Origin of the sequence: Pseudomonas alloputida (assembly GCF_021283545.2) — a bacterium.
GTDB classification, from domain to species: Bacteria; Pseudomonadota; Gammaproteobacteria; order Pseudomonadales; family Pseudomonadaceae; genus Aquipseudomonas; species Aquipseudomonas alloputida.
This window is the reverse complement of the sequence record NZ_CP128540.1, coordinates 4,239,995-4,263,817: the sequence shown is the minus strand read 5'-3', so window position 1 is coordinate 4,263,817 and position 23,823 is coordinate 4,239,995. Positions and strand designations below refer to the sequence as shown.

Below are 23,823 nucleotides of genomic sequence, written 5' to 3'. Positions count from 1 at the left end.
GAGCGCATGAACGTCCAGACCACCCTTGAGCAAAGCGTGCCGCAGCGACTGGTGCACGTGCGCCAAGCCATGGCGGCAGGGGGCATCGATGCCTTGCTGGTCCCCTCGGCCGACCCCCACCTTTCCGAATACCTGCCCGGTTACTGGCAGGGGCGCCAGTGGCTTTCGGGGTTCCATGGTTCGGTCGGTACGCTGGTGGTCACCCCCGGCTTTGCCGGGCTGTGGGTCGACAGCCGCTACTGGGAGCAGGCAGCTCAGGAGCTGAAGGGCAGCGGCATCGAACTGATGAAACTGTTGCCGGGCAAACCCGGGGCGTTGGAATGGTTGGGCGAAAATGTCGAGCCCAACGGTCGCGTGGCAGTGGATGGTGCGGTCATGGCCCTGGCTTCGGCGCGCCAGCTGGCTGAGCGGCTGAAGGCGCGTGGAGCGCAGCTGGTAACAGACATTGACCTGCTGGGTCAGGTCTGGGACGGGCGCCCGGCGCTGCCCGGTAACCCGGTGTACCAGCACCTGCCGCCCCACGCCACGGTGAGCCGGGCGGAAAAGCTCGCGCAACTGCGCCAGGGCATCCAGGCCAAGGGGGCCGACTGGCACTTCATCGCTACCCTGGATGACATTGCCTGGCTGTTCAACCTGCGCGGCAGCGATGTCTCCTACAATCCGGTTTTCCTGGCCTTTGCCCTGATCAATCAGCAGCAGGCCATCCTGTTCGTGGGCCAGGACAAGGTGGACGAGCACCTGCGTCATGTGCTGGAGGTCGACGGCATCGAGGTGCGCGACTACAGCGAAGCAGGCAAGGCGCTAGGCACCGTTCCTGCGGGGGCGCGGCTGCTGGTGGACCCGACCCGGGTCACCTGCGGCCTGCTGGACAACCTGGCGGCAGAGGTGGTTCTTGTCGAGGGGCTAAACCCCACCACGCTGAGCAAGTCCTGCAAGGGTGACGACGACCTGGTGCATATTCGCCAGGTCATGGAGCAGGACGGCGCAGCCTTGTGCGAGTTTTTCGCCTGGTTCGAGGCGAACCTCGGCCGGGAGGTCATCACCGAGCTGACGGTTGACGAGCAATTGAGTGCCGCGCGTGCTCGACGGCCGAATTTCGTGTCACTGAGCTTTTCTACCATTGCCGCCTTCAATGGCAATGGCGCGATGCCACACTACCGGGCCACCGAGCAGTCGCATGCGCTCATCGAGGGTAATGGCTTGCTGCTGATCGACTCGGGCGGTCAATACCTGGGCGGCACTACCGACATCACCCGCATGGTGCCGGTCGGTAACCCCAGCCAGGCTCAGAAGCAGGACTGCACCCGTGTACTCAAGGGCATGATTGCCTTGTCGCGTGCCACGTTCCCGCGAGGGGTACTGTCGCCGTTGCTCGACGCCATTGCCCGGGCGCCGATCTGGGCTGACCAGGTCGACTATGGCCATGGTACCGGCCACGGCGTGGGCTACTTCATGAACGTGCATGAGGGGCCTCAAGTGATCGCCTACCAGGCGGCACCTGCACCGCAGACGGCGATGCAAGTGGGCATGATCAGCTCGATCGAGCCGGGTACGTACCGCCCGGGGCTGTGGGGCGTTCGCATCGAGAACCTGGTGGTCAACCGAGAAGCGGGGAAGAGTGCCTTTGGTGACTTCCTGCAGTTCGAAACCTTGACGCTGTGCCCTATCGACACCCGCTGTCTGTTGCCCGAGTTGCTGACCAAGGAGGAGGTGGAGTGGCTGAACGGCTACCACGCCTGCGTACATGAGCGCCTGGCGCCCTTGCTCCAAGGGGATGCGCTAGCCTGGCTGGAGATGCGTACTGCACCGCTGTAACGCAGCGGAAAAAGGGCAGTTTGCGAACTGCCCTTTTCTCTATTTACAGATGATGATCATGCTCCGGCTGGTGTAGCCCGCCGGGTTGATGCCGAACAAATAGTCACCGGCCTCTTCATCGCTATCGCCCGAGCGCGCAATGACCCGGTAGCCGCGCGTGCTGCAGGCGCTTGCGGCCTTGCTGTAGCAATTGTCCCATGAGGAAGAAAGACCGGAGCAATTGATATGCAGGCCCTTCTTGCCCCTTTTGACCTCGGTCTTGGCTGTGGCGGCACATCCAGCAATGGCCAAGATGGCCAGGATGAGAAAAATTCGTTTCATTCCTGTCCTTAAATGCAGGGCAAATCAGTTGTCACGACCCTGTCGTTGTCGCTTCGGTTCTTCCTGAACCTTCCCCAGCGTCCGTGTTCGGCCCAGTAGATAGCGTAAAGATGATGATTCTGTGACAGCTTAATCAGCGAGACAGGCTGCTACAATCATTAATCCTTTCTCAAATGAAAATATTTCTCATATCAGTCTGCTGCGATGGCCGGGCTGGGCGCCTTGCGCATGGACAGGGTGGTGCCGACCGAGGCGGTAATGATTGCCAGAATCGCCAGCCATTGAGTGAGCGTCAGCACCTCGCCGAGGAAAAGCAGGCCGGACAATGCGCCAAATGCCGGTTCGATGCTCATCAGGGTGCCGAACGTGCGCGCCGGAATCCGCGTGAGGGCAACCATTTCCAGGCTGTATGGCAGGGCGGTGGACAGTATTGCAACGGCAAACGCCATGGGGATCACGGCAGGTGTGAGCAGAGCGCTACCGGCGTGGGCGATACCGATGGGGGCGACGAACAGGGCCGCTACCACCACCCCCAGGGCCGCGCTCTGGATGCCGTGCTCGGCCCCTGCACGTTGCCCGAACAGGATGTACAGCGCCCAGCACACACCCGCCCCCAGCGCATAGGCGGCGCCCACTGGGTCGAGTGCCTGGCCGCTGTGACCTGCCGGCAGCAACAGCAGCAGGCCTGCGATGGCCAGGGCAATCCACAGGAAATCGATCGCTCGGCGCGAGGAGAAGATCGCCACGGCCAACGGGCCGGTGAATTCCAGGGCGACGGCGATACCGATTGGTACCGTTTGCAGGGCCATATAGAAGAGGAAGTTCATGCCGCCCAGTGCCATGCCGTAGATGACCACATTGCGCAACGTGTTGGCGGTCATGCGTACCCGCCACGGGCGCAATATAAGCAGCATGATGATGCTGGCGAAGATCAGGCGCAGGGTGGTAGTGCCTTGTGCGCCGACGATCGGGAACATGCTTTTGGCCAGGGAGGCGCCGGACTGAATCGATGCCATGGCGATAAGCAGTAGGCCGATCGGGAAGAGGGTGGCGGCCAGGCTGCGGGGTTGGGTGTTCATTTAAGTGCGGAAATCCTTGGGCGGGGGAGATGGTGAGCAATATAGTGCGCAATTGGTGGGGGAGGTGGTAGCCCTCAAGCGGCTTCACCAGCAATATTTCAAATCATTGAAATTAAAGGTTGACCTTCTCGATGGCCTCCCTATAATGCGCACCACTCCAACGCGGTAGCGAAGCAAAGCTAGCCACTGTGTTGAGTCAAGTATTTGAAGTTAAACGAGTTTCTCGCAAAAACTTCAAAATAAACGCTTGACAGGCTCTGAGGAAAGCGTAGAATGCGCGCCTCGGTTGAGACGAAAAGCTCTTAACCAAACGCTCTTTAACAAATCGAATCAAGCAATTCGTGTGGGTGCTTGTGAGTACGGACTGATAGTCAAAAAGATTATCAGCATCACAAGTGACCATGCGAGAAATCACATAGTCATTTGAGATTGCTGAGCCAAGTTTAGGGTTTCTTAAAAACCCAAGCAGTATTGAACTGAAGAGTTTGATCATGGCTCAGATTGAACGCTGGCGGCAGGCCTAACACATGCAAGTCGAGCGGATGACGGGAGCTTGCTCCTTGATTCAGCGGCGGACGGGTGAGTAATGCCTAGGAATCTGCCTGGTAGTGGGGGACAACGTTTCGAAAGGAACGCTAATACCGCATACGTCCTACGGGAGAAAGCAGGGGACCTTCGGGCCTTGCGCTATCAGATGAGCCTAGGTCGGATTAGCTAGTTGGTGGGGTAATGGCTCACCAAGGCGACGATCCGTAACTGGTCTGAGAGGATGATCAGTCACACTGGAACTGAGACACGGTCCAGACTCCTACGGGAGGCAGCAGTGGGGAATATTGGACAATGGGCGAAAGCCTGATCCAGCCATGCCGCGTGTGTGAAGAAGGTCTTCGGATTGTAAAGCACTTTAAGTTGGGAGGAAGGGCAGTAAGTTAATACCTTGCTGTTTTGACGTTACCGACAGAATAAGCACCGGCTAACTCTGTGCCAGCAGCCGCGGTAATACAGAGGGTGCAAGCGTTAATCGGAATTACTGGGCGTAAAGCGCGCGTAGGTGGTTTGTTAAGTTGGATGTGAAAGCCCCGGGCTCAACCTGGGAACTGCATCCAAAACTGGCAAGCTAGAGTACGGTAGAGGGTGGTGGAATTTCCTGTGTAGCGGTGAAATGCGTAGATATAGGAAGGAACACCAGTGGCGAAGGCGACCACCTGGACTGATACTGACACTGAGGTGCGAAAGCGTGGGGAGCAAACAGGATTAGATACCCTGGTAGTCCACGCCGTAAACGATGTCAACTAGCCGTTGGAATCCTTGAGATTTTAGTGGCGCAGCTAACGCATTAAGTTGACCGCCTGGGGAGTACGGCCGCAAGGTTAAAACTCAAATGAATTGACGGGGGCCCGCACAAGCGGTGGAGCATGTGGTTTAATTCGAAGCAACGCGAAGAACCTTACCAGGCCTTGACATGCAGAGAACTTTCCAGAGATGGATTGGTGCCTTCGGGAACTCTGACACAGGTGCTGCATGGCTGTCGTCAGCTCGTGTCGTGAGATGTTGGGTTAAGTCCCGTAACGAGCGCAACCCTTGTCCTTAGTTACCAGCACGTTATGGTGGGCACTCTAAGGAGACTGCCGGTGACAAACCGGAGGAAGGTGGGGATGACGTCAAGTCATCATGGCCCTTACGGCCTGGGCTACACACGTGCTACAATGGTCGGTACAGAGGGTTGCCAAGCCGCGAGGTGGAGCTAATCTCACAAAACCGATCGTAGTCCGGATCGCAGTCTGCAACTCGACTGCGTGAAGTCGGAATCGCTAGTAATCGCGAATCAGAATGTCGCGGTGAATACGTTCCCGGGCCTTGTACACACCGCCCGTCACACCATGGGAGTGGGTTGCACCAGAAGTAGCTAGTCTAACCTTCGGGGGGACGGTTACCACGGTGTGATTCATGACTGGGGTGAAGTCGTAACAAGGTAGCCGTAGGGGAACCTGCGGCTGGATCACCTCCTTAATCGACGACATCAGCCTGCTGATGAGCTCCCACACGAATTGCTTGATTCATTGTAAAAGACGATGCTGTAACGCGACCCTGTTATAGGTCTGTAGCTCAGTTGGTTAGAGCGCACCCCTGATAAGGGTGAGGTCGGCAGTTCAAATCTGCCCAGACCTACCATTACATGGTTCAGCCGTAGAATACGGGGCCATAGCTCAGCTGGGAGAGCGCCTGCCTTGCACGCAGGAGGTCAGCGGTTCGATCCCGCTTGGCTCCACCACTTTCGCCGTACGCAGTCACTTGTCAGAACTTAGAAATGAACATTCAGTTCGAATGTTGATTTCTGACTTTTGTCAGATCGTTCTTTAAAAATTCGGATATGTGATAGATATAGACTGAACACCAGTTTCACTGCTGGTGGATCAGGCTAAGGTAAAATTTGTGAGTTCTGCTCGAAAGAGCAACGTACGAATTTTCGGCGAATGTCGTCTTCACAGTATAACCAGATTGCTTGGGGTTATATGGTCAAGTGAAGAAGCGCATACGGTGGATGCCTTGGCAGTCAGAGGCGATGAAAGACGTGGTAGCCTGCGATAAGCTTTGGGGAGTCGGCAAACAGACTGTGATCCAGAGATCTCTGAATGGGGGAACCCAGCCAGCATAAGCTGGTTATCTTGTACTGAATACATAGGTGCAAGAGGCGAACCAGGGGAACTGAAACATCTAAGTACCCTGAGGAAAAGAAATCAACCGAGATTCCCTTAGTAGTGGCGAGCGAACGGGGACCAGCCCTTAAGTTGATTTGAGATTAGTGGAACGCTCTGGAAAGTGCGGCCATAGTGGGTGATAGCCCCGTACACGAAAATCTCTTGTCAATGAAATCGAGTAGGACGGAGCACGAGAAACTTTGTCTGAATATGGGGGGACCATCCTCCAAGGCTAAATACTACTGACTGACCGATAGTGAACCAGTACCGTGAGGGAAAGGCGAAAAGAACCCCGGAGAGGGGAGTGAAATAGAACCTGAAACCGTATGCGTACAAGCAGTGGGAGCCTACTTTGTTAGGTGACTGCGTACCTTTTGTATAATGGGTCAGCGACTTATATTCAGTGGCGAGCTTAACCGAATAGGGGAGGCGTAGCGAAAGCGAGTCTTAATAGGGCGTTTAGTCGCTGGGTATAGACCCGAAACCGGGCGATCTATCCATGGGCAGGTTGAAGGTTAGGTAACACTGACTGGAGGACCGAACCGACTACCGTTGAAAAGTTAGCGGATGACCTGTGGATCGGAGTGAAAGGCTAATCAAGCTCGGAGATAGCTGGTTCTCCTCGAAAGCTATTTAGGTAGCGCCTCATGTATCACTGTAGGGGGTAGAGCACTGTTTCGGCTAGGGGGTCATCCCGACTTACCAAACCGATGCAAACTCCGAATACCTACAAGTGCCGAGCATGGGAGACACACGGCGGGTGCTAACGTCCGTCGTGAAAAGGGAAACAACCCAGACCGTCAGCTAAGGTCCCAAAGTCATGGTTAAGTGGGAAACGATGTGGGAAGGCTTAGACAGCTAGGAGGTTGGCTTAGAAGCAGCCACCCTTTAAAGAAAGCGTAATAGCTCACTAGTCGAGTCGGCCTGCGCGGAAGATGTAACGGGGCTCAAACCATGCACCGAAGCTACGGGTATCATCTTATGATGATGCGGTAGAGGAGCGTTCTGTAAGCCTGTGAAGGTGAGTTGAGAAGCTTGCTGGAGGTATCAGAAGTGCGAATGCTGACATGAGTAACGACAATGCGAGTGAAAAACTCGCACGCCGAAAGACCAAGGTTTCCTGCGCAACGTTAATCGACGCAGGGTTAGTCGGTCCCTAAGGCGAGGCTGAAAAGCGTAGTCGATGGAAAACAGGTTAATATTCCTGTACTTCCAGTTATTGCGATGGAGGGACGGAGAAGGTTAGGCCAGCCTGGCGTTGGTTGTCCAGGTTTAAGGTGGTAGGCTGAAATCTTAGGCAAATCCGGGATTTCAAGGCCGAGAGCTGATGACGAGTTGCCTTCAGGCGACGAAGTGGTTGATACCATGCTTCCAAGAAAAGCTCCTAAGCTTCAGATAACTGGGAACCGTACCCCAAACCGACACAGGTGGTTAGGTAGAGAATACCAAGGCGCTTGAGAGAACTCGGGTGAAGGAACTAGGCAAAATGGCACCGTAACTTCGGGAGAAGGTGCGCCGGCGAGGGTGAAGGACTTGCTCCGTAAGCCCATGCCGGTCGAAGATACCAGGCCGCTGCGACTGTTTATTAAAAACACAGCACTCTGCAAACACGAAAGTGGACGTATAGGGTGTGACGCCTGCCCGGTGCCGGAAGGTTAATTGATGGGGTTAGCGCAAGCGAAGCTCTTGATCGAAGCCCCGGTAAACGGCGGCCGTAACTATAACGGTCCTAAGGTAGCGAAATTCCTTGTCGGGTAAGTTCCGACCTGCACGAATGGCGTAACGATGGCGGCGCTGTCTCCACCCGAGACTCAGTGAAATTGAAATCGCTGTGAAGATGCAGTGTATCCGCGGCTAGACGGAAAGACCCCGTGAACCTTTACTATAGCTTTGCACTGGACTTTGAATTTGCTTGTGTAGGATAGGTGGGAGGCTTTGAAGTGGGGACGCCAGTTCTCATGGAGCCATCCTTGAAATACCACCCTGGCAACTTTGAGGTTCTAACTCAGGTCCGTTATCCGGATCGAGGACAGTGTATGGTGGGTAGTTTGACTGGGGCGGTCTCCTCCCAAAGAGTAACGGAGGAGTACGAAGGTGCGCTCAGACCGGTCGGAAATCGGTCGTAGAGTATAAAGGCAAAAGCGCGCTTGACTGCGAGACAAACACGTCGAGCAGGTACGAAAGTAGGTCTTAGTGATCCGGTGGTTCTGTATGGAAGGGCCATCGCTCAACGGATAAAAGGTACTCCGGGGATAACAGGCTGATACCGCCCAAGAGTTCATATCGACGGCGGTGTTTGGCACCTCGATGTCGGCTCATCACATCCTGGGGCTGAAGCCGGTCCCAAGGGTATGGCTGTTCGCCATTTAAAGTGGTACGCGAGCTGGGTTTAGAACGTCGTGAGACAGTTCGGTCCCTATCTGCCGTGGACGTTTGAGATTTGAGAGGGGCTGCTCCTAGTACGAGAGGACCGGAGTGGACGAACCTCTGGTGTTCCGGTTGTCACGCCAGTGGCATTGCCGGGTAGCTATGTTCGGAAGAGATAACCGCTGAAAGCATCTAAGCGGGAAACTTGCCTCAAGATGAGATCTCACTGGGATCTTGAATCCCCTAAAGGGCCGTCGAAGACTACGACGTTGATAGGTTGGGTGTGTAAGCGCTGTGAGGCGTTGAGCTAACCAATACTAATTGCCCGTGAGGCTTGACCATATAACACCCAAGCAATCTGCTACGCAGATTGTGGTGGTGAAGACGAAAGACCCGAAAATTCGTGCTTTACACAAGAGCTTCGCAAATATCGCATATCCGAATTCGCTGGGCTGTCCATCTGGACATTCTGGCAACAGAATTTCTTGACGACCATAGAGCATTGGAACCACCTGATCCCATCCCGAACTCAGTAGTGAAACGATGCATCGCCGATGGTAGTGTGGGGTTTCCCCATGTGAGAGTAGGTCATCGTCAAGATTCATTTCGCAAAACCCCTATCTGCGCATGCAGGTAGGGGTTTTGTCTTTGGTGGGCAAAAAAACTGGAACTGCTCGAATCACTGCGGGAGCGGAGATGGCACCGGCGTTGCCGGTGTTCGCGGGTAAACCCGCTCCTACAAATCATGAAATGTGCGTCATTTATACCTGACGAATGACAGCGTAATGCTACGCTCGCGGAAATACTCAGCACGGATACTTACCATGGAAATGAACTGGCATCAGGCCCTGCAAGAGAGCCTAAGCTGGCTGGCAATCGCCTCGTTCATCACCCTTGTCAGCTTCACTGCAGCCGCAACTCTGGCCGTGCGTTTTACACGCTGGGGCAGCCAGTTCTGGCAGCTTGCCGGGCCCTATTTCAGTTTCAGGCGCAGTTGGCGGCCGTTGCTGGTGTTTGCCCTGCTGCTGGTCCTGACGCTGTTTTCGGTTCGCCTGAACGTGCTGTTTTCGTTTTGGTACAACGGCTTCTACAGCGCCTTGCAGGGCCTTGACCAGGCGGCGTTCTGGTACCTGCTCGGCGTCTTCGCGGTACTGGCCACCATCCATGTGCTGCGCTCGCTGTTCACCTTCTATGTCAGCCAGGCATTCAGTATCAAGTGGCGGGTCTGGCTGACCGAGCGCCTGACCCACGACTGGATGCAGGGCGATGCCTATTACCGTGGCCAGTTCCTTGCCGAGCCAGTGGACAACCCTGACCAGCGTATCGAACTGGACGTTAACGCTTTCGTCACCAACTCAGTCAGCCTTGCCCTGGGCGCAGTCAGTGCGCTGGTTTCACTGGTGGCGTTCACCGGCATCCTCTGGGGGCTGTCAGCACCGTTGACGGTGGCCGGCGTGGAGATCCCTCGGGCGATGGTATTTGCCGTTTACCTGTATGTCATCATCGCCACCTGGGTCGCCTTCCGCCTCGGGCGCCCACTGATCCGGCTTAACTTCCTCAACGAGAAACTCACCGCCAACTTCCGTTACGCGTTGATGCGCCTGCGTGAGAACGCTGAGAACATCGCCTTCTACCAAGGTGCGCAAGTCGAGCGGGGCACGTTGCTCGGCCGTTTTGCTGCCTTGATCGTGAATGTCTGGGCATTGGTGTACCGGAACCTGAAGTTCAGTGGCTTCAACTTGGGTGTCAGTCAGGTTGCTGTTGTGTTTCCGTTCATTCTTCAGGCGCCGCGCTTCTTCAGTGGGGCGATCAAGCTGGGCGACGTCATGCAAACTTCCCAGGCCTTTGGGCAGGTGCAGGATTCTCTGTCGTTCTTCCGTGAGTCGTACGATGCGTTCGCGCAGTACCGCGCGACCCTTGACCGTCTCACCGGCTTTCTCGATGCCAACCAGCAGGCAAGTGCGTTGCCGCGCGTCACCACCGAAGACCAGGCGCATGCGCTGCAGATCACGGGATTGCAGGTGCTGCGCCCGGACGGACATGCCCTTATCGCCGACCTGGACCTGAGCCTGCATGCCGGCCAGGCGTTGTTGATCAAAGGGCCATCGGGCAGTGGTAAAACCACGCTGCTGCGTGCCCTGGCGGGCCTTTGGCCGTATGCCGAAGGCAAGGTCAGGCGGCCAACGGGCCATCAGGCACTGTTCCTGTCGCAACGCCCGTACCTGCCGCTAGGTGACTTGCGTACCGTCATTGCCTACCCGGCAGCCAGCAACCCCAAGGATGAACTGCTCATGCAGCAGGCGTTGCGCCAGGTCAACCTGGCCCATCTCGCCGAGCGTCTGGACGTCAGCTGTGACTGGTCACACATCCTCTCGGTGGGCGAGCAGCAGCGCCTGGCGTTCGCCCGGGTGCTGTTCAACCGGCCACAGGTGGTGTTCCTCGACGAGTCCACCTCGGCAATGGATGAAGGGCTCGAGCATGCCCTGTATGCGTTGTTGCGTTCGGAGATGCCGAGTGCATTGCTGGTCAGTGTCGGCCACCGCAGCACACTGGCAGCGTTCCACACCCACCGGCTTGAGGTGGATGGGCATGGCGGTTGGTCGTTACTGGAGCAGGAGGCTGTGCTGGCCTAGTTCGGCTTGGGGGTGAGATCGCCATCCGGCATCGCGATTAGCTTGGCCCCTTCACTGCGTGCATTGCCGACATCCTTACTCGAACGCCTTCACCGGCAGGCGGCGCTCCCTGTCCAGACGTTCGGCCTCTGCGGCGGGGGCGTCCGGGTTACAGGATGGAACTGTTCAACCTGCATACGCGGCAGTCGCGAACCGCCAGGTTAGCCAGGTTCAGCGCAGCAGCGTCAGTCCTGCAAGGGTGGTGACGGCAAAACCCGCACCCACCAGGAAGGTGGCCTGGAACCCTGCACGCTCCCACAGCAATCCGGCTACCACGCTGGCTATCAGCAGCGCCGCACCGGTCAGCAGGTTGAACAGGCCGAAGGCGGTACCGCGCAAGTTGGCGGGGGCGCTGTCGGCGATCATGGCAGAGAAGATGCCCTGGCTGAAGCCCAGGTGCAGGCCCCAGGCCGTTACCCCAAAGGCAAGCCCGACCCATCCTGGCAAAAGGGCCAGCAGCAGGTCGGCAGTGATCAGCAGGCCTAGCCCGCCCATCAGCACGTCACGGCGCCCCACTCGGTCCGACAACACGCCGGCAGGGTAGGCCGACAGTGAGTAGGCCATCGCCATCAATACCAGTACCGCCGGCGCCCACAGCGGTGTCAGGCCTATGTTCTGAGCCCGCAGCAGCAAGAACGCCTCGCTGAAACGGGCGAGGGTGAACAACGTGGCCAGACCGATCAGGCGCCAATAGACCGGCCCGAGGCGCCGCAGCTCGTGCAGTGCCAACGGTGAGCGCACCGGATGCCCCATCGCTGGGGCCGCAGGTTCGTGAACGAAGGCAATCAGGATATACACCGCCACGAACGCCGGGATAACAGCTACCCAGAACACGGTCTGGAAATGGCTCGCTGTCAACCACATCAATACGATCGCCAGCAATGGCCCGAGGATAGCGCCTACGGTATCGAGCGCCTGACGCAGGCCGAACGCCGCGCCGCGCAGCTCGACCGGCGTAACATCGGCCACCAGCGCATCGCGTGGGCCCCCCCGAATACCCTTGCCGACGCGGTCGACGAAGCGTGCCGCAGTCAGCCACTCAAGTCCGGAAGCCATGGGAAATACCGGCTTCATCAGCGCACTGAGGCCGTAGCCGAGGACTGTCAGCAGCTTGCGTTTACCCAGTCGGTCGCTGAGGGCACCAGAGAACACCTTGGTGAACGATGCGGTCGACTCGGCGATTCCTTCGACAAGCCCCACCGCTATCACCGAAGCGCCGAGCACACTGACCATGTACAGGGGCAGTAGGGCGTGGATCATCTCCGAGGAAATGTCCATCAACATCGACACGAAGCCCAGCGCCCAGATACTGCGGGGCATCTTCGGCGGGCTTTTGGCAGTGTTCGCGCAGCTGTTGTCATCGCCACGCATCTGGTCTCTCCGCAGCGTTGTACGTCGAAACTGTAGATGCCTGCACACAGGATGCAAACTGGATAGGTGGATAGCAGCAACAGCCTGTGGAGATGACGAAACTTTCCATAAATGCAGGGGTGGTTATTCCGTCAGAGAGTGTCTTCGCCCGTTTCGCGGGTAAACCCGCTCCTACAGGCGACCGCGAAGGCTTATCAAATTTAGGGGGCAGTCCGGCGTGGCTCACAAGCTTCGCTGTGTGAGGAGGTGTTCTGTTTGGCACTAAGAGAAAACAGGCGGGAAGAAGCGGGAAGAAAGCGGAAAAGCCTGGATTCATTGGGCGAGAAGAAAAGAAGCGAGGCCAAAACGGGGCCAAATAGCCGCTAAATGAAAATGATCAGAAAATAGACAAATCGCTGAGCTCTGGCGATTTCGAGCGCGGTCTTTGGCACCAGCCTGGGAGGGGCGGTAAAGCTCCAAGGCCCGATCTTCCTAGGAGGCACCATCCGTAGCGGGTTCGTTTCGCCTCAAGAGAAAACGAAACTCTACAAAGGTACGTTTCGTTTCCCCTACAAGCCTTGATCTATAAGGCTTTCAGGCACTTTTGAAGTGGTGATCGATTGCCTTGGAAAAGAAACCAACACTCCGCTTTAGATCATCCAGCCCCCTGCCCAGACCACCCGGCCGATAACCTGAAGCGAGCTGAGTTGGCTCTGTGGAACGGTGATGACGCGATAAGCTGGATTCGCGCTGATGACTAGGATGCTGCCATCAATCTCGCGCTGTAAACGCTTCGCGTAAAGCAGGTCATCAATACGGATTACGTAAAACGCCTCCCCTTGAAGCACGTTCCGGCTCAAATCCACCATAACGGTGTCGCCATCGCACAAGATGGGCTCGTTTGAGTCTCCGTCAACGCGCACAGCAGCCAGCTTTGCTGGGTCTAAGCCCTTTTTGCGCAGGCTGTAGCGAGTGAACGCAAGCTTTGTGAGTACCTTGAGCCCATCATTCCAGGCGCCGTGCCCCTGGCTCACTCGGGCGTCGTACAAAGGTATGTACGCATAGATGTCATCGTCAATCTGGGGCTGTGCGCCTTCCGATTCATCACCAGTCATCAGCCAATTGAGGCTGACGCCCCCGGCCTTGGCCAAGCTGATCAGATTTGGCCGAGTAGGCTCCCCACCCTTCATGTAGCGCTGCAGCCCTCCCTGGGAAAGCCCGGATGCACGCGCTAAAGCATTAACGCTCCCCACCTTTGCGGCGATATGGCGCAGCCTTTCGATGAATGCTGGATCACTTTCAGCTTTCCCTGGGGAGGCTGAAAGCTGATTTTCGGGCAAATCGTCTTTTTTCATCTTCTGTAAGTCATTGAATTCATTGAGTTTTTCTCTTTAGCACTAACAAATAGCGCTAAGAGAAGCTGAAAATGCTTCTATAGGGGTTGCCTTTCAACTTCTATGGCACTAGCCTATGACGTACATCACGTTAGCTTTCAAAAAAAACGACCCAAAGGCCGTCAGATGAAAACCAAAACTCCGCCCCCTGAAATACCAAGCGATCCCGAGCTCCGGTGGGAATGGATCAAATTCCAGTTGCGCGCTAAGGGTACGTCCTTGGCGAAGGTCGCCCGGAAGATGAACGTATCTATCTCGGCGGTTCTGAACGTTAAGCGCTTGCCTTATCCACGCATGGAAAGGGCTATCGCTAAAGCACTAGGGCTTGAGCCTAACGAACTCTGGCCTGATCGCTGGAATGCCAACGGCACACCGCAGCGGCAACGCCCGAAACGACCTGAGAGTTCGACAAACCCTGAGTCTAACGTTTTATGAGCAAGCACACACCCGATATGACCAGCCCCAAGCTTACCGGCTGGTACACCGCACAGGAGTTGAGCGGACTGCCCGGGCTTCCTGGGACTGTCCAGGGAGTTAACTATCGAGCCCGCCAAGAGGGCTGGTCTTGGCAACCTCGGAAAGCGCAGGGTGGTGGTCGCGAGTTCCTGTTTTCCTGCCTTCCATCAGAAACCCAAGCCGCATTACTAACCCGACTTTCAAGCGAAGGGAATCAGTTGACGGTTCAATCTGATGTCCAGGTCAGTATCAGCACTGCGGCGCTGAATGATAGGCAGCGGACAGTCATGAGTGCTCGTTTAGCGTTTTGCCGTGAGATCGAGCGCATGATGCAGCTCGTCTCTCAAAAGGCGGCAATCGATGCTCTAGTGAAGCATGCTCAGGCCGGAACCCTATCGCCCTACTTGCAAGATCGGGTGGAAATCGCGAATGACCGCAAGACGGCAGATAGGGGCTTATCTGAGCGGACTTTGAAGCGTTGGTTGGCAACCTGGCGGGCGGCTGATCGGAACGAAGCGTCGTTGGCGCCACTTCGTCAGAGAGCAAACCTAGGAATGCCGGAGTGGGCTCCTGCCTTTCTTCGCTGCTACCAGCGCCCGACTAAGCCGAGCGTTGCTGCAAGCTATGCGGAATTCTCGTCAAACTGGACTGGCGACCTGCCCAGTATTCATGCGGTGCAACGCTTCCTGAAAAAGCTTTCACCCGACGTGCTCAATCGGGGTCGTATGAGTCCCCAGGAGCTGAAGGCTCTACAGCCTTTCCGTCGACGTTCGACCAAGAATCTATTGCCTGGTGATGTTTATACAGCGGACGGTCACAAGTTTGATGCGGAAGTAATCAACCCGCTGACCGGAAAACCCTATCGGCCAGAGATCACCACGGTTCTGGATGTGGCAAGTCGGCGAGTAGTAGGGATATCCGTAGGTGAGGCCGAGTCGGCAATCGGGGTTCTGGATGCGCTACGTGGTGCGATCCAGGAATGCATGTTCTCGATTTTCTATGTCGATAACGGTTCGGGCTTCGCGAATGACACTGTTCGCGAGGTGGTGGATCGGCTTGGCGGCACCATGACGCATTCCTTGCCATATAACAGCCAAGCGCGTGGCCTATCCGAACGGGGGCATCAGACGATTTGGGTTCGTGCTGCGAAGAAGCTCACGTCTTATATCGGGGCTGATATGGATAAGCACGCTGGGACCAAAGTGCATCGCCTCGGCCGGAAAGAATTGAGAGAACTCGGAAAGTCTCGCGTGATTCCAGAGTTTGGTGTGTTTATGGCCGGCGTAGAGCATGAAATCGCCAACTACAACAGCACTCCACACCGGGGCCTAGACAAGATCCGCGACCCTGAAACAGGGAAGCTCAGAAACATGAGTCCTGATGAGGCGTGGCAGGCAGCCATCGAAGCGGGATGGGAGCCGATGATTGCTCCAGGGGCGCTAGTGGAGTCCCTGATACGGCCGCAAGTAACGCGAACAACGCGTCGTGGCGAGATTGCTTGGGGCGGCAACAACTATTTCATGGAAGATCTAACGGCCTTACATGGGCAGGAAATACGCGTTGCTTATGACGTTAGAGATGCTAGCCAGGTCTGGGCGTACACGTTAGAAGGCGAATTGATCGGTGCCGCTCAGCTCGACGGAAATAGCACGGATTATATGCCGCGCTCGATGGTTGAAATGGCGCGGGAAAAGCGGCAGCAAGGGCAATTCAGCAGGGCTGTAAACAAGCTGGAAACGCTGACAGGTCATCGAGTGGAAATGATCGCGCCCAGCATTGCGCAGTCTGCGAATTTGTCAACTGAGGCTCTGGAAGAGGCGCGAGAGTACGCGAAAGCGCTTGAATTGCAACAGCCCCAGTTTGTAGTACCAGGCGACGATGTTGCGAGGTATCGGCTGTGGGTTCGGCTGGATCAGCGCAAGAACGCTGGAGAAGGGCTCACCGCAGACGAAGCCAGGTGGCATGAGCGTTATCCAAACCACCCAGACTTCGTTGCGATGAAACAGGTATTTCAACAGCAAGCGGGCTAAGAACGGCCCGTTTTAGGAAGCAGTCGGCGTGCTGCAACACGCCAGACCAACAGGAGAAACACAGTGAGTGTAACCAAAATCGTTCCGTTGACAAATGTCGGTTTGCTGTCAGGTGCAATGAGCCGGGCTCAGGCACGCCCTGCTGGCCTGCCTGGTTTGGTGGCCATGTATGGCCCGAGTGGGTACGGCAAAAGCGCTGCCGCTGCTTTCGCAGCGAATCAGCATCGCTGCTATTACACAGAGTGCCGTGACACTTGGAGCAAAAAAGCCTTCCTCACGGCCATTCTGCGCGACATGAGTATTTTGCCCGAGCGCACTCTCTCAGACATGGTAGACCAAATTGCAGTTCAGCTGTCGACTTCGCGCCGTCCCCTGATTGTTGATGATGTGCAGTATCTCCTTGAGAAGGCCACGGCCAACGTATTGACCGACATCTACAACGCCAGTGAAGGGACTATTGTTCTGATCGGTGAAGAGCGTGTGCCTTCTTCATTGCAGCGCCTTGAACGCTTGCACAACCGTGTTCTGGAGTGGGTGCCCGCCCAGCCAGCCACTATCGAGGATGTGCGCCAGCTCGCAATTGAGAGCTATCCGGAACTTAAGTTCGGCGAGGATCTTCTGGAAGACCTTGTGCGTGTAACAAAAGGGTGTCTGCGCCGAATCGCAGTAAACCTATACAAGGTTCGGTCTGAGGCCGCTGCGATGATGCTAGATCACGTCGGTATGGCTGAATGGGGTAAGCGTTCCTGGTTCACCGGTGAAGCTCCAACCCGGAGGGCTTCCTAATGTCTAAGGTTTCGACTCTCATCGTCACTGGAAAAAAAGAGCCGCGTCAGAAAATGTGGGAAGCCATGCGCCTTCTACGCCCAGGCTTTACAGTGAATGATATTGTTCGGCGGACGGCTGGGCGTTCCGCCGATGTCAGCCGATACATCCAGGCGCTGACAAAGGCTGGTGTTGTCAAATTAGTGGAGACTCCCGAAGGTGAGACCACAAGCCGAGGTAAAGTCTTCGCGCTAATTCGGGACGAAGGCGCAGATCATCCGCGCTTGAACAAAAACGGCGAGCGTACTTTTGAGCATCTGGCCACTGAGAATATCTGGCGGACATTGCGCATCCTCGGCGGTCACTTGACTGTTCAAGATATAGCGAAGACTGCTTCGGCAGGTGGTGTATCCGTCTCAGTGGTAAAAACGCGGCAGTATCTCAACGCCCTCGCTGACGCCGGTTATGTGGAGAAGATCGAGAACGCACCTCAAAATTTTGAAACCTTCTGCTTGGTTGGCAGCAAATACTCCGGGCCGCGTCCACCTGAGATCCGGAAGTTGGATAACCTCCAGGTCTATGACCCCAATTTGAACAAGTTGGTATTTACCAAAACAATCGGTTCGTTTGGTGCTGATCGCAGCTTGGTAGAGCCTGGAGTCGCGCTGTTGCGAACTCGGGACTTGCTTAGTGAGTGGCTAGATCTGGCTCGAGGCGGAAAAACAGTCCAGCCGTCGACTGATCTTGTGCAGCGAACCCAGCTGGAACTTGCTTCCACTGGGGAGTCCGGAGGTCTGCAATGAAACGGGCGGTGAACTTATCGAACTGGGGAGCCGAGCCGCCGCTGTTCGTGCGGCTCCTGGCCAAAGAGGTAGCGGCCACTAGCCGTGCGCAAGCTGCGATCCGTATCAACATGAGTCGAACGGCGGTAAGTCTGGTGCTTGATAACAAGTATCCAAGCCCTACTACCGCAGGTGTTGAGCGCCGAGTGATGGATGTTCTTGGTCGTATTGAGTGCATTGCCATCGGCGACACGCTGACTGTTGAACAGTGCCAGGGGTTCTATCAGCGCCCAGCACCGACTCACAACCCGCAAGCAATGCAGCACTGGCGTGTGTGCCAGCAATGCCACTTCAACCCGAACTGCTCTGGAGGTCGAAATGTCTCTGTGCATTAAAGATAACCAGGTGGAAATCCGCGCCCCGGCTAAAGGGATGGTGCGGCTGTATTGCGAAGGTAAATGCGTTGGTTTCGCTGCGACCCTTGCACGGGCGGTGACGAAGGCTGGCGATCTGCGGGCTCTTTTTAAGCTTCGTGAAAGTTCGGGCGAAAAATTGGCAGTGGAGCAGATTACCAAAGCGACCGCTTATTCCGTAGTGGATGAATCCCCAGTGGTGGCGTCTAGCCCGCAGGTAACGGCATGGGTGATCGACGCATATTGCTGGAATGGGACCAAGTACGCCCCGGTCACAGTAGCGGCCAAGTTTGGTGAGGAAGGCATCAAAGCATTGTTGCTGGGGCTGGAGACATACCACCAGTACAAACCCGAGATCACCAAGCCTGACGAGCTGATGAACTGGCGCGACAAGCATCCACTCGGGGGCAAAGCAGTGCACGCGAAGTACTTCCGTGCTCGGGAAATCCCAATCCTTTCGGGGGTGCACTGATGCGCACACGTTGCCCTAACTGCGGCACCACGCTTTCGCTGGACGCGCTGATCGCACACGACGGCGCATCGCTATGGACGCAAGCATAAACCCCACCACAGGCGACTTGACTGGCCAGCGCATTACGACGCTGGCCAACGCCGTCTACCTCCGTTTGATGACTCCCCTTGGCAGCTACTGGGCCGATCCTGAGTTGGGCTCCCGTCTGCATGAGCTGAAACGAGAGAAGGACAAGGCCCGAGTCAGCACGCTAGCCATTCAGTACGCGCAACAAGCCCTGAAGGGGCTGATTGACGACGGCCGTGCAACTTCGGTGGATGTGACTGCTGAGCAACCTCACAACGGCTGGTTGAGGCTCCTGATCGAGGTCTATGCCCCGGCCGGCCGCCAGACTTTCGAGCACCTGGTGAGCGTGATCTGATGCCATACCAAGCCCCCCCATTTGATGCAATCCGTTCGCGGATGCTGCGTGACATTCGTTCCCAGTTGCCAGACGCTGACATCACCTCTGACAGCGATAACCATGTCCGGGCCAGCTCGGTGTCCGCCATAGCCGAGGGCATCCACCAGCAGGCCGCCTGGACGGCTCGCCAGATCTTCCCCGACAGCGCGGATTTCGAAGAACTCAAGCGGGATGCCGCTACCCGCGATGTTTATCCCAAGCTGGCCACCTCTTCTGGTAGCGGTTTAACCGTAACCGGCAAAGCGGGTGCTGAAGTTCTGGCGGGTTTGCAGGTCAGGCATACATCCACGGGTCGGTTGTTCAGCACTTCCTCGACAGTGATCATTCCCCACGCGGGGGAAATCAGCATTCCCGTAGCATCTGTAGAAGCGGGATCGGCCCTTAATGGCCTAGAGGGCGCCTGTACGTTCATCACTCCGCCGCTTGATGTCGACAGCGCTTGCGTGCTGGCCGAAACAGTTGGCGGCACCGATGACGAAAGCCCCGAGAGCCTTCTTGCTCGCCTCCTGGACGTTATGCGCAACCCACCAAGCGGGGGGAATATTGCCGACTAGGCGCCAAGATCTTTAGATCGATTACGCCGCCTAGGGCGCTGATCGCAGCAGTCAGTCGAATCAGGTAAAGCGTTTCCAGCGGAACGACTGGAGCGATAACTTGCCTGCAAGCGCCCTCCACGGGCTCCTGTAGAGTCTCCAGCGTGTAGCCAGGTGCTGGCTTGACCTTGGCGCTAATGTCCACCGCAACGATCTCGGGCGTAAACACCCAGATGTCGGCACCGGCCGGTGCCACACCTTCGATAAAGCTCTGGCATGCTGCAATAACCGCCGCAGACGACGGTCCGCCTGACGAAGTGATCACCACATCTACAGAGTTTCCGCCACGCCGTTTCGGGATGATCAGAGCCGTTGAAACACCGTTGACCGACATTGCCCAGCGACGATACGGGCAACGTCGTGACAGGCGCAGATCCATCAATAGTTAAATGGGCGCGCTTAGGGTCGGTCCAGCTCCAGTTGCTGGAGGATCAAGCGTGAGCCCCAACTTGTTCGAGCAGTTGCAATCACTGCTTCCACCAGTCTCCTATGACCCATCCGGCACCGTGCTGTCTGCGCAGATGACTGCTGAGGCTAATGCTCTTCAGGCGGCATTGACGCAACTAGAAGGTGTTGAAGCCGCGATTTTTCCCGAGTCTGCTGGCACTTACATATCTGATTGGGAGCGGGTCTATGCCATAACGCCCGCTCCTGGTGCAACTCAGGATCAAAGAGTCCAGGTCGTTTTGGCGGCCATGGCGGATATGGGCGGCCAGTCGATTCCTTACTTTATCGCTTTAGCCAGGCGTCTTGGGATTACAGCAACTGTTGACGTAAACCGCCCGGCGCTTACCCAGATTGCTTCTGTTGGTGATCCAGTTCCGGATGGCGACAAATTAACGGAGTGGCGGGTAAACGCGCCCCTGTCTGCTTATCGCACCGCCTCGCTTGAATCCCTGATTCAGATCCGCCGCCCAGCTAATACCGAAGTAACCGTCGGCTATGGAAAGGCAGTCGCCGTCCGTTTAGCCACTACTGCTGATCGGCTTTTTAACTCAGCTCAATATGTGATACCGGAGTCTATCAATGGCTGAAATTCCAGTCTCGGCCTTAGAGGCGTATGCAGAACTGCTAGAAGCTGCTTCGCGCCGTTCAGACCTAGCGTCAATCCTGCTGCATCTATATGTGAATGGCGGAATTGATACTGACGTAAATACCGAGTCCGGGCCTGTAGCGTCTATTGCCAAACAGGCTCATCTTTATCACCAGGTACTGCCGAACGCTGCCGCCGATCTGAGCAAGCTTGTTGCCAATGGGCGAGTATACGAAACAGTAGCCGAAGCGCTAGCCGACCCTTCTATTATTGATGGCCGTCAGTTTTGGGCGCGGCAGGTCGCCCCAAAGACGGGACAAGATCTATATCGCCGAGCGGGAAGTGTGGCTGTGTACCAGGGCGTCAGTATTGCCGGTACCGCCGAAGTGGATGCTGCGGTACAGCGCCTGACCAGTACGGGCATTACGCAGGTTCCGATGGGGCCTCGTGGAGACCGTTGGGGGTTGCAAATGGGATCGAGTGTTCCATTCCGTGTTGATGGTAAGGGGATTAGCCAGTTGCGACTCGGCGTAGATGAAATGCAGCGAAAAGTACCGTTATCGCCAAAATCCGCGTATGGACAAGCGGAGCTAGGGTTGGCGATGGGAAACATCTTACTCGCCAACCCGGCGCATATTGCTCGTTCAATTAACCGTCCTTTAGGTCCGCGCCTTAAAGAGCCCCTGTTGATGGTTGTTGGCGATGACGTAATTTCACGGATTGACCCGGAGGCCGATGCGAGCCGTGAGGATGCCGCTGCTACTACGTCAACCCAGGTTCAAATTGCCAATAAAGAGTTGCGCGCTTGGGACGAGGTTTCGTGGATCACCAGGGAGACATTGGCGGGCGGAAAAAGTCGCGTTGAAGTGCATGATGGCTTGGTGTGGCGCGCATTGTTCCCTATTACTGACGACTTTACCGATACCGCCCCGCAGGCTACTGGTAGCACCGTTCGATTCCTCAGCGACCGTACCAGTGGAGTTGGCGGTGCATTGACTCCGCATGCCAAACTTAAAACCGGCGAACTGATTGCTGAAGCCCCGGTACTGTGGCACCGCCAAGGTACGGGCCAGTCGCTTTCTTTAGGTAGTCGAGGTTTCGTTATTGGCGCAGATGGCATGCCGCGCTTTGTTGAAGGCGTCTATGGTGAAGTATTCAGCAAGACGCCGTCGCCATTCAAGAACCGTTGCTTGGCATTCAAAGGTTTCGGTGCCCGTGGCTATTACGGTGTTGGCGGCGCAGTCCCGGCCTCGGCCTATACCGACTTTGAACCACTTCAAGAGCGGTATGAGGGTGATGTGCTGGGTGAAACCAACATGTCAGGCTTCGCCAATGGCATGAACCGCTACTTGAATGAGCGCGGGACTGGCATTCGTTACTTGTGCTCGATCTCTGGTGTTGGCGGGCGAGCCTATTCGGGTTTGAAAAAAGGGACTGCCGCATTCACCACGTTGGTGAACATGATGACCGCCGCCCGGCAATTGGCTCAGTCGCAAGGTATGCTTTATCGCGTAGCCCCTTTGAGTATTACGCACGGGGAGTCCGAACCAGCAGGTACATCCCAAGCGACGTATGCCGGCTACCTACGGGAATGGTTGGATGACTATCAAGCGGCGGTGAAGGCGCTTGATTCAACACTGCCCATGCCTTGGGCGTATTTGTCCCAGATGAATCGGGGCGGTGCGGATCTGAACTTTGTTTCCTTGGCTCAATTGCAACTACATGAAAGCGATCCGCAGTTTGTATTGGTCGCGCCTAAGTACACGTACCGCTACCATGATGCTTGGCATCCTTATGCGGAGGCCTATTTTAAAGTTGGCGAATACGAGATGCGTGCGGAGCGCTTCCGTCTTCGCGGCCAGAAGCTGGATTGCTTGCGTCCGCTGTCTGTAACCAGCACTGGCACCACTGTGACCGTCAGTTTCAGCAATACACCATATGGTGATGAGCTGACTCCTGGTCCTGTCGGCAAGCTTCAGGTTAATCCGCTGGCCGCTGATCCTGGTCATTACGGCTTCGCGCTGACCGATTCGGCTGTGTCGATCACCTCCGTAGTGCTTCTGGGCAGCGGTAATCAAATCCAACTCAATCTGAGCGGTATCCCTGCTGCTGGCTCAGCTTTGAATTATGCGTTGGCGAACACTTCGGCTAGCCGGGGCTGCATCAGTGACACCGATATTCGCGATATCTCGGCGTTTGATGGACAACCGCTTCATAACTGGCTTGTTGCGTTCAGCAAGCCAATCACTTTCGTCTAAGGAAAAACCATGGCAACTAATCAGATCATCCAACTGGCCGGCACACTCGATATCCCTGGTATGACCAAGCTTGATGTCACCCCAGACGAAATTGTAATCGCCAACCTGGCATCATTGAAGTTGTGGGCGGCCACAGCTCCATGGGGTGTCCATAGCGACGGTCTCGGCTTTGTTCACCGCGTAACCCGTGAAAAGATCCCGCTCAACGGTGCATCGGTCGCCAGTCGACTTGCGAACGCCTTTGATGGCCAGCCTGCACTGTCGCTGGGTACTTCATCTTCGGTAATCAAGGACTCGACTTTCAACACATCGGGTTCCTTTACAGTGGCTTTCACTCTCTGCCCGCTAAATGATGACCTGGCAGCCGTGGGCGCGAGTAGCGCAGAGTTGGCGGGTGCCGGCCAAAGCTATTGGTTCATTGCATCGAGCGGCGGTAAGTTCCGTATCGGCACCAGCAGCTTGTCCACACAGTTCGCAGACTATGTTGGTCCGGTGCTTAGTAAAACCGCGTGGTTGCGTTTGATCCTCCGCTTTGACCGTGCTACTGGGACCATGACGCTCTATGTAAACGGTGTGCAACAAGCCAAGATCACTAACGATGCTATTAAGACGCTGAATCTTGCGCCTGGCGTGGTATTCGGCGGGTTGGTCACCGGGTCGAGTACACCTGCATCCGCGCCATGCCTGATGCGTTCGCCGATGGCATTTAATGCTGCCATTTCGGACACCGAGCTGGCTCTGGTCGATAAGTACCTTTCGGCCACGTACTACTAGGGGGCGCCTATGGACCGCGTGTCTGCATGGACTAGCTTGTGCACTCCTGACGGTCTTTTCCGTCAGGGTGCGCAGGCGGGAGGGGTG

Annotated in this window: 18 protein-coding genes, 2 tRNA genes and 3 rRNA genes; 18 read left to right on the top strand and 5 right to left on the bottom strand. The window is 56.3% G+C overall.

Features of this window, described 5'->3' with window-relative positions; all coding sequences use genetic code 11:
* Positions 1 to 6: 6 nt before the first annotated feature.
* Positions 7 to 1,815 (top strand): aminopeptidase P family protein, encoded by a 1,809-nt coding sequence (locus LU682_RS19755; RefSeq protein ID WP_049588162.1) that lies wholly within the window; start codon positions 7 to 9, stop codon positions 1,813 to 1,815.
* A 39-nt stretch (positions 1,816 to 1,854) separates the two neighbouring features.
* On the opposite strand, the gene LU682_RS19750 is transcribed toward LU682_RS19755, so the two are convergent.
* Together LU682_RS19750 and rhtA are read right to left on the bottom strand one after the other, a co-directional pair.
* Positions 1,855 to 2,136 (bottom strand): hypothetical protein, encoded by a 282-nt coding sequence (locus LU682_RS19750; protein WP_014591706.1) that lies wholly within the window; start codon positions 2,134 to 2,136, stop codon positions 1,855 to 1,857.
* Positions 2,137 to 2,327: 191 nt separating this feature from the next.
* Entirely contained in the window at positions 2,328 to 3,215 is an 888-nt protein-coding gene (gene rhtA, locus LU682_RS19745; protein WP_010953215.1) for a threonine/homoserine exporter RhtA, read from the bottom strand.
* Positions 3,216 to 3,688: 473 nt separating this feature from the next.
* Here rhtA and LU682_RS19740 point away from each other — a divergent pair.
* From LU682_RS19740 to LU682_RS19715, 6 genes are all read left to right on the top strand, one after another.
* A 16S ribosomal RNA gene (locus LU682_RS19740) occupies positions 3,689 to 5,225 on the top strand.
* Between the two features lie 85 nt (positions 5,226 to 5,310).
* A tRNA-Ile gene (locus LU682_RS19735) sits at positions 5,311 to 5,387 on the top strand.
* Positions 5,388 to 5,411: 24 nt separating this feature from the next.
* Positions 5,412 to 5,487: transfer RNA gene (locus LU682_RS19730), tRNA-Ala, on the top strand.
* Between the two features lie 243 nt (positions 5,488 to 5,730).
* A 23S ribosomal RNA gene (locus tag LU682_RS19725) occupies positions 5,731 to 8,623 on the top strand.
* Positions 8,624 to 8,765: 142 nt separating this feature from the next.
* Positions 8,766 to 8,881, top strand: a 5S ribosomal RNA gene (rrf, locus tag LU682_RS19720).
* The 16S, 23S and 5S rRNA genes sit together here with 2 tRNA genes alongside, the layout of an rRNA operon.
* 224 nt (positions 8,882 to 9,105) lie before the next feature.
* A complete protein-coding gene (locus LU682_RS19715) occupies positions 9,106 to 10,914 on the top strand; it encodes an ABC transporter ATP-binding protein/permease (RefSeq protein ID WP_049587525.1) in 1,809 nt (602 codons plus the stop codon).
* Between the two features lie 210 nt (positions 10,915 to 11,124).
* Here LU682_RS19715 and LU682_RS19710 read toward each other — a convergent pair whose 3' ends face one another.
* Entirely contained in the window at positions 11,125 to 12,324 is a 1,200-nt protein-coding gene (locus LU682_RS19710; RefSeq protein ID WP_232857481.1) for an MFS transporter, read from the bottom strand.
* Positions 12,325 to 12,953: 629 nt separating this feature from the next.
* A complete protein-coding gene (locus tag LU682_RS19705; RefSeq protein ID WP_082412245.1) occupies positions 12,954 to 13,658 on the bottom strand; it encodes an XRE family transcriptional regulator in 705 nt (234 codons plus the stop codon).
* A gap of 102 nt (positions 13,659 to 13,760) precedes the next feature.
* On the opposite strand from LU682_RS19705, the gene LU682_RS19700 reads away from it, so the two are divergent.
* The 8 genes from LU682_RS19700 (at position 13,761) to LU682_RS19665 (ending at position 19,632) form a co-directional block, all read left to right on the top strand.
* A complete protein-coding gene (locus LU682_RS19700) occupies positions 13,761 to 14,132 on the top strand; it encodes a helix-turn-helix domain-containing protein (RefSeq protein ID WP_348647968.1) in 372 nt (123 codons plus the stop codon).
* Positions 14,129 to 16,183 carry a DNA-binding protein gene (locus LU682_RS19695; protein WP_175442684.1) on the top strand — a complete coding sequence of 685 codons (2,055 nt, stop codon included), beginning with the start codon at positions 14,129 to 14,131 and terminating at the stop codon, positions 16,181 to 16,183. The genes LU682_RS19700 and LU682_RS19695 overlap by 4 nt, the downstream gene beginning before the upstream one ends.
* A 63-nt stretch (positions 16,184 to 16,246) precedes the next feature.
* Positions 16,247 to 16,969 (top strand): AAA family ATPase, encoded by a 723-nt coding sequence (locus LU682_RS19690; protein ID WP_060489931.1) that lies wholly within the window; start codon positions 16,247 to 16,249, stop codon positions 16,967 to 16,969.
* A complete protein-coding gene (locus tag LU682_RS19685) occupies positions 16,969 to 17,751 on the top strand; it encodes a hypothetical protein (RefSeq protein ID WP_232857483.1) in 783 nt (260 codons plus the stop codon). The genes LU682_RS19690 and LU682_RS19685 overlap by 1 nt, the downstream gene beginning before the upstream one ends.
* Positions 17,748 to 18,125, top strand: coding sequence for a hypothetical protein (locus LU682_RS19680; RefSeq protein WP_082412247.1), 378 nt, complete (start codon positions 17,748 to 17,750; stop codon positions 18,123 to 18,125). Before LU682_RS19685 ends, LU682_RS19680 begins: the two co-directional genes overlap by 4 nt.
* Entirely contained in the window at positions 18,109 to 18,615 is a 507-nt protein-coding gene (locus LU682_RS19675) for a hypothetical protein (RefSeq protein WP_060495485.1), read from the top strand. Before LU682_RS19680 ends, LU682_RS19675 begins: the two co-directional genes overlap by 17 nt.
* A 73-nt stretch (positions 18,616 to 18,688) precedes the next feature.
* Complete coding sequence (locus LU682_RS19670) at positions 18,689 to 19,036, top strand: phage GP46 family protein (protein ID WP_060489690.1); 348 nt, start codon at positions 18,689 to 18,691, stop codon at positions 19,034 to 19,036.
* A complete protein-coding gene (locus LU682_RS19665; RefSeq protein ID WP_232857485.1) occupies positions 19,036 to 19,632 on the top strand; it encodes a baseplate J/gp47 family protein in 597 nt (198 codons plus the stop codon). Before LU682_RS19670 ends, LU682_RS19665 begins: the two co-directional genes overlap by 1 nt.
* Here LU682_RS19665 and LU682_RS19660 read toward each other — a convergent pair.
* Entirely contained in the window at positions 19,592 to 20,005 is a 414-nt protein-coding gene (locus LU682_RS19660) for a baseplate J/gp47 family protein (protein ID WP_232857497.1), read from the bottom strand. The genes LU682_RS19665 and LU682_RS19660 overlap by 41 nt on opposite strands.
* A 103-nt stretch (positions 20,006 to 20,108) precedes the next feature.
* Here LU682_RS19660 and LU682_RS19655 point away from each other — a divergent pair, with 103 nt between their 5' ends.
* From LU682_RS19655 to LU682_RS19645, 3 genes are read left to right on the top strand one after another with little or no spacing between them, the layout of a single operon-like run.
* The gene (locus LU682_RS19655) at positions 20,109 to 20,705 is read left to right on the top strand and encodes a putative phage tail protein (RefSeq protein WP_060489688.1); all 597 of its coding nucleotides are present in this window, start codon (positions 20,109 to 20,111) and stop codon (positions 20,703 to 20,705) included.
* The gene (locus LU682_RS19650) at positions 20,698 to 22,962 is read left to right on the top strand and encodes a hypothetical protein (RefSeq protein WP_060489680.1); all 2,265 of its coding nucleotides are present in this window, start codon (positions 20,698 to 20,700) and stop codon (positions 22,960 to 22,962) included. Before LU682_RS19655 ends, LU682_RS19650 begins: the two co-directional genes overlap by 8 nt.
* Before the next feature lie 9 nt (positions 22,963 to 22,971).
* Positions 22,972 to 23,736, top strand: a complete 765-nt coding sequence (locus tag LU682_RS19645; RefSeq protein WP_060489678.1) for a LamG-like jellyroll fold domain-containing protein — start codon at positions 22,972 to 22,974, stop codon at positions 23,734 to 23,736.
* The last annotated feature ends 87 nt before the right edge of the window (positions 23,737 to 23,823 follow it).

Bases quoted from the DNA above. Each gene is read 5' to 3' on its own strand.
- LU682_RS19710 (WP_232857481.1), bottom strand. From the start codon at position 12,324: ATGCGTGGCGATGACAACAGCTGCGCGAACACTGCCAAAAGCCCGCCG.
- LU682_RS19675 (WP_060495485.1), top strand. From the start codon at position 18,109: ATGTCTCTGTGCATTAAAGATAACCAGGTGGAAATCCGCGCCCCGGCT.
- LU682_RS19755 (WP_049588162.1), top strand. From the start codon at position 7: ATGAACGTCCAGACCACCCTTGAGCAAAGCGTGCCGCAGCGACTGGTG.
- LU682_RS19680 (WP_082412247.1), top strand. From the start codon at position 17,748: ATGAAACGGGCGGTGAACTTATCGAACTGGGGAGCCGAGCCGCCGCTG.
- rhtA (WP_010953215.1), bottom strand. From the start codon at position 3,215: ATGAACACCCAACCCCGCAGCCTGGCCGCCACCCTCTTCCCGATCGGC.
- LU682_RS19750 (WP_014591706.1), bottom strand. From the start codon at position 2,136: ATGAAACGAATTTTTCTCATCCTGGCCATCTTGGCCATTGCTGGATGT.
- LU682_RS19715 (WP_049587525.1), top strand. From the start codon at position 9,106: ATGGAAATGAACTGGCATCAGGCCCTGCAAGAGAGCCTAAGCTGGCTG.
- LU682_RS19665 (WP_232857485.1), top strand. From the start codon at position 19,036: ATGCCATACCAAGCCCCCCCATTTGATGCAATCCGTTCGCGGATGCTG.
- LU682_RS19700 (WP_348647968.1), top strand. From the start codon at position 13,761: ATGGCACTAGCCTATGACGTACATCACGTTAGCTTTCAAAAAAAACGA.
- LU682_RS19685 (WP_232857483.1), top strand. From the start codon at position 16,969: ATGTCTAAGGTTTCGACTCTCATCGTCACTGGAAAAAAAGAGCCGCGT.
- LU682_RS19695 (WP_175442684.1), top strand. From the start codon at position 14,129: ATGAGCAAGCACACACCCGATATGACCAGCCCCAAGCTTACCGGCTGG.
- LU682_RS19650 (WP_060489680.1), top strand. From the start codon at position 20,698: ATGGCTGAAATTCCAGTCTCGGCCTTAGAGGCGTATGCAGAACTGCTA.
- LU682_RS19705 (WP_082412245.1), bottom strand. From the start codon at position 13,658: ATGAAAAAAGACGATTTGCCCGAAAATCAGCTTTCAGCCTCCCCAGGG.
- LU682_RS19660 (WP_232857497.1), bottom strand. From the start codon at position 20,005: ATGTCGGTCAACGGTGTTTCAACGGCTCTGATCATCCCGAAACGGCGT.
- LU682_RS19645 (WP_060489678.1), top strand. From the start codon at position 22,972: ATGGCAACTAATCAGATCATCCAACTGGCCGGCACACTCGATATCCCT.
- LU682_RS19670 (WP_060489690.1), top strand. From the start codon at position 18,689: ATGGACGCAAGCATAAACCCCACCACAGGCGACTTGACTGGCCAGCGC.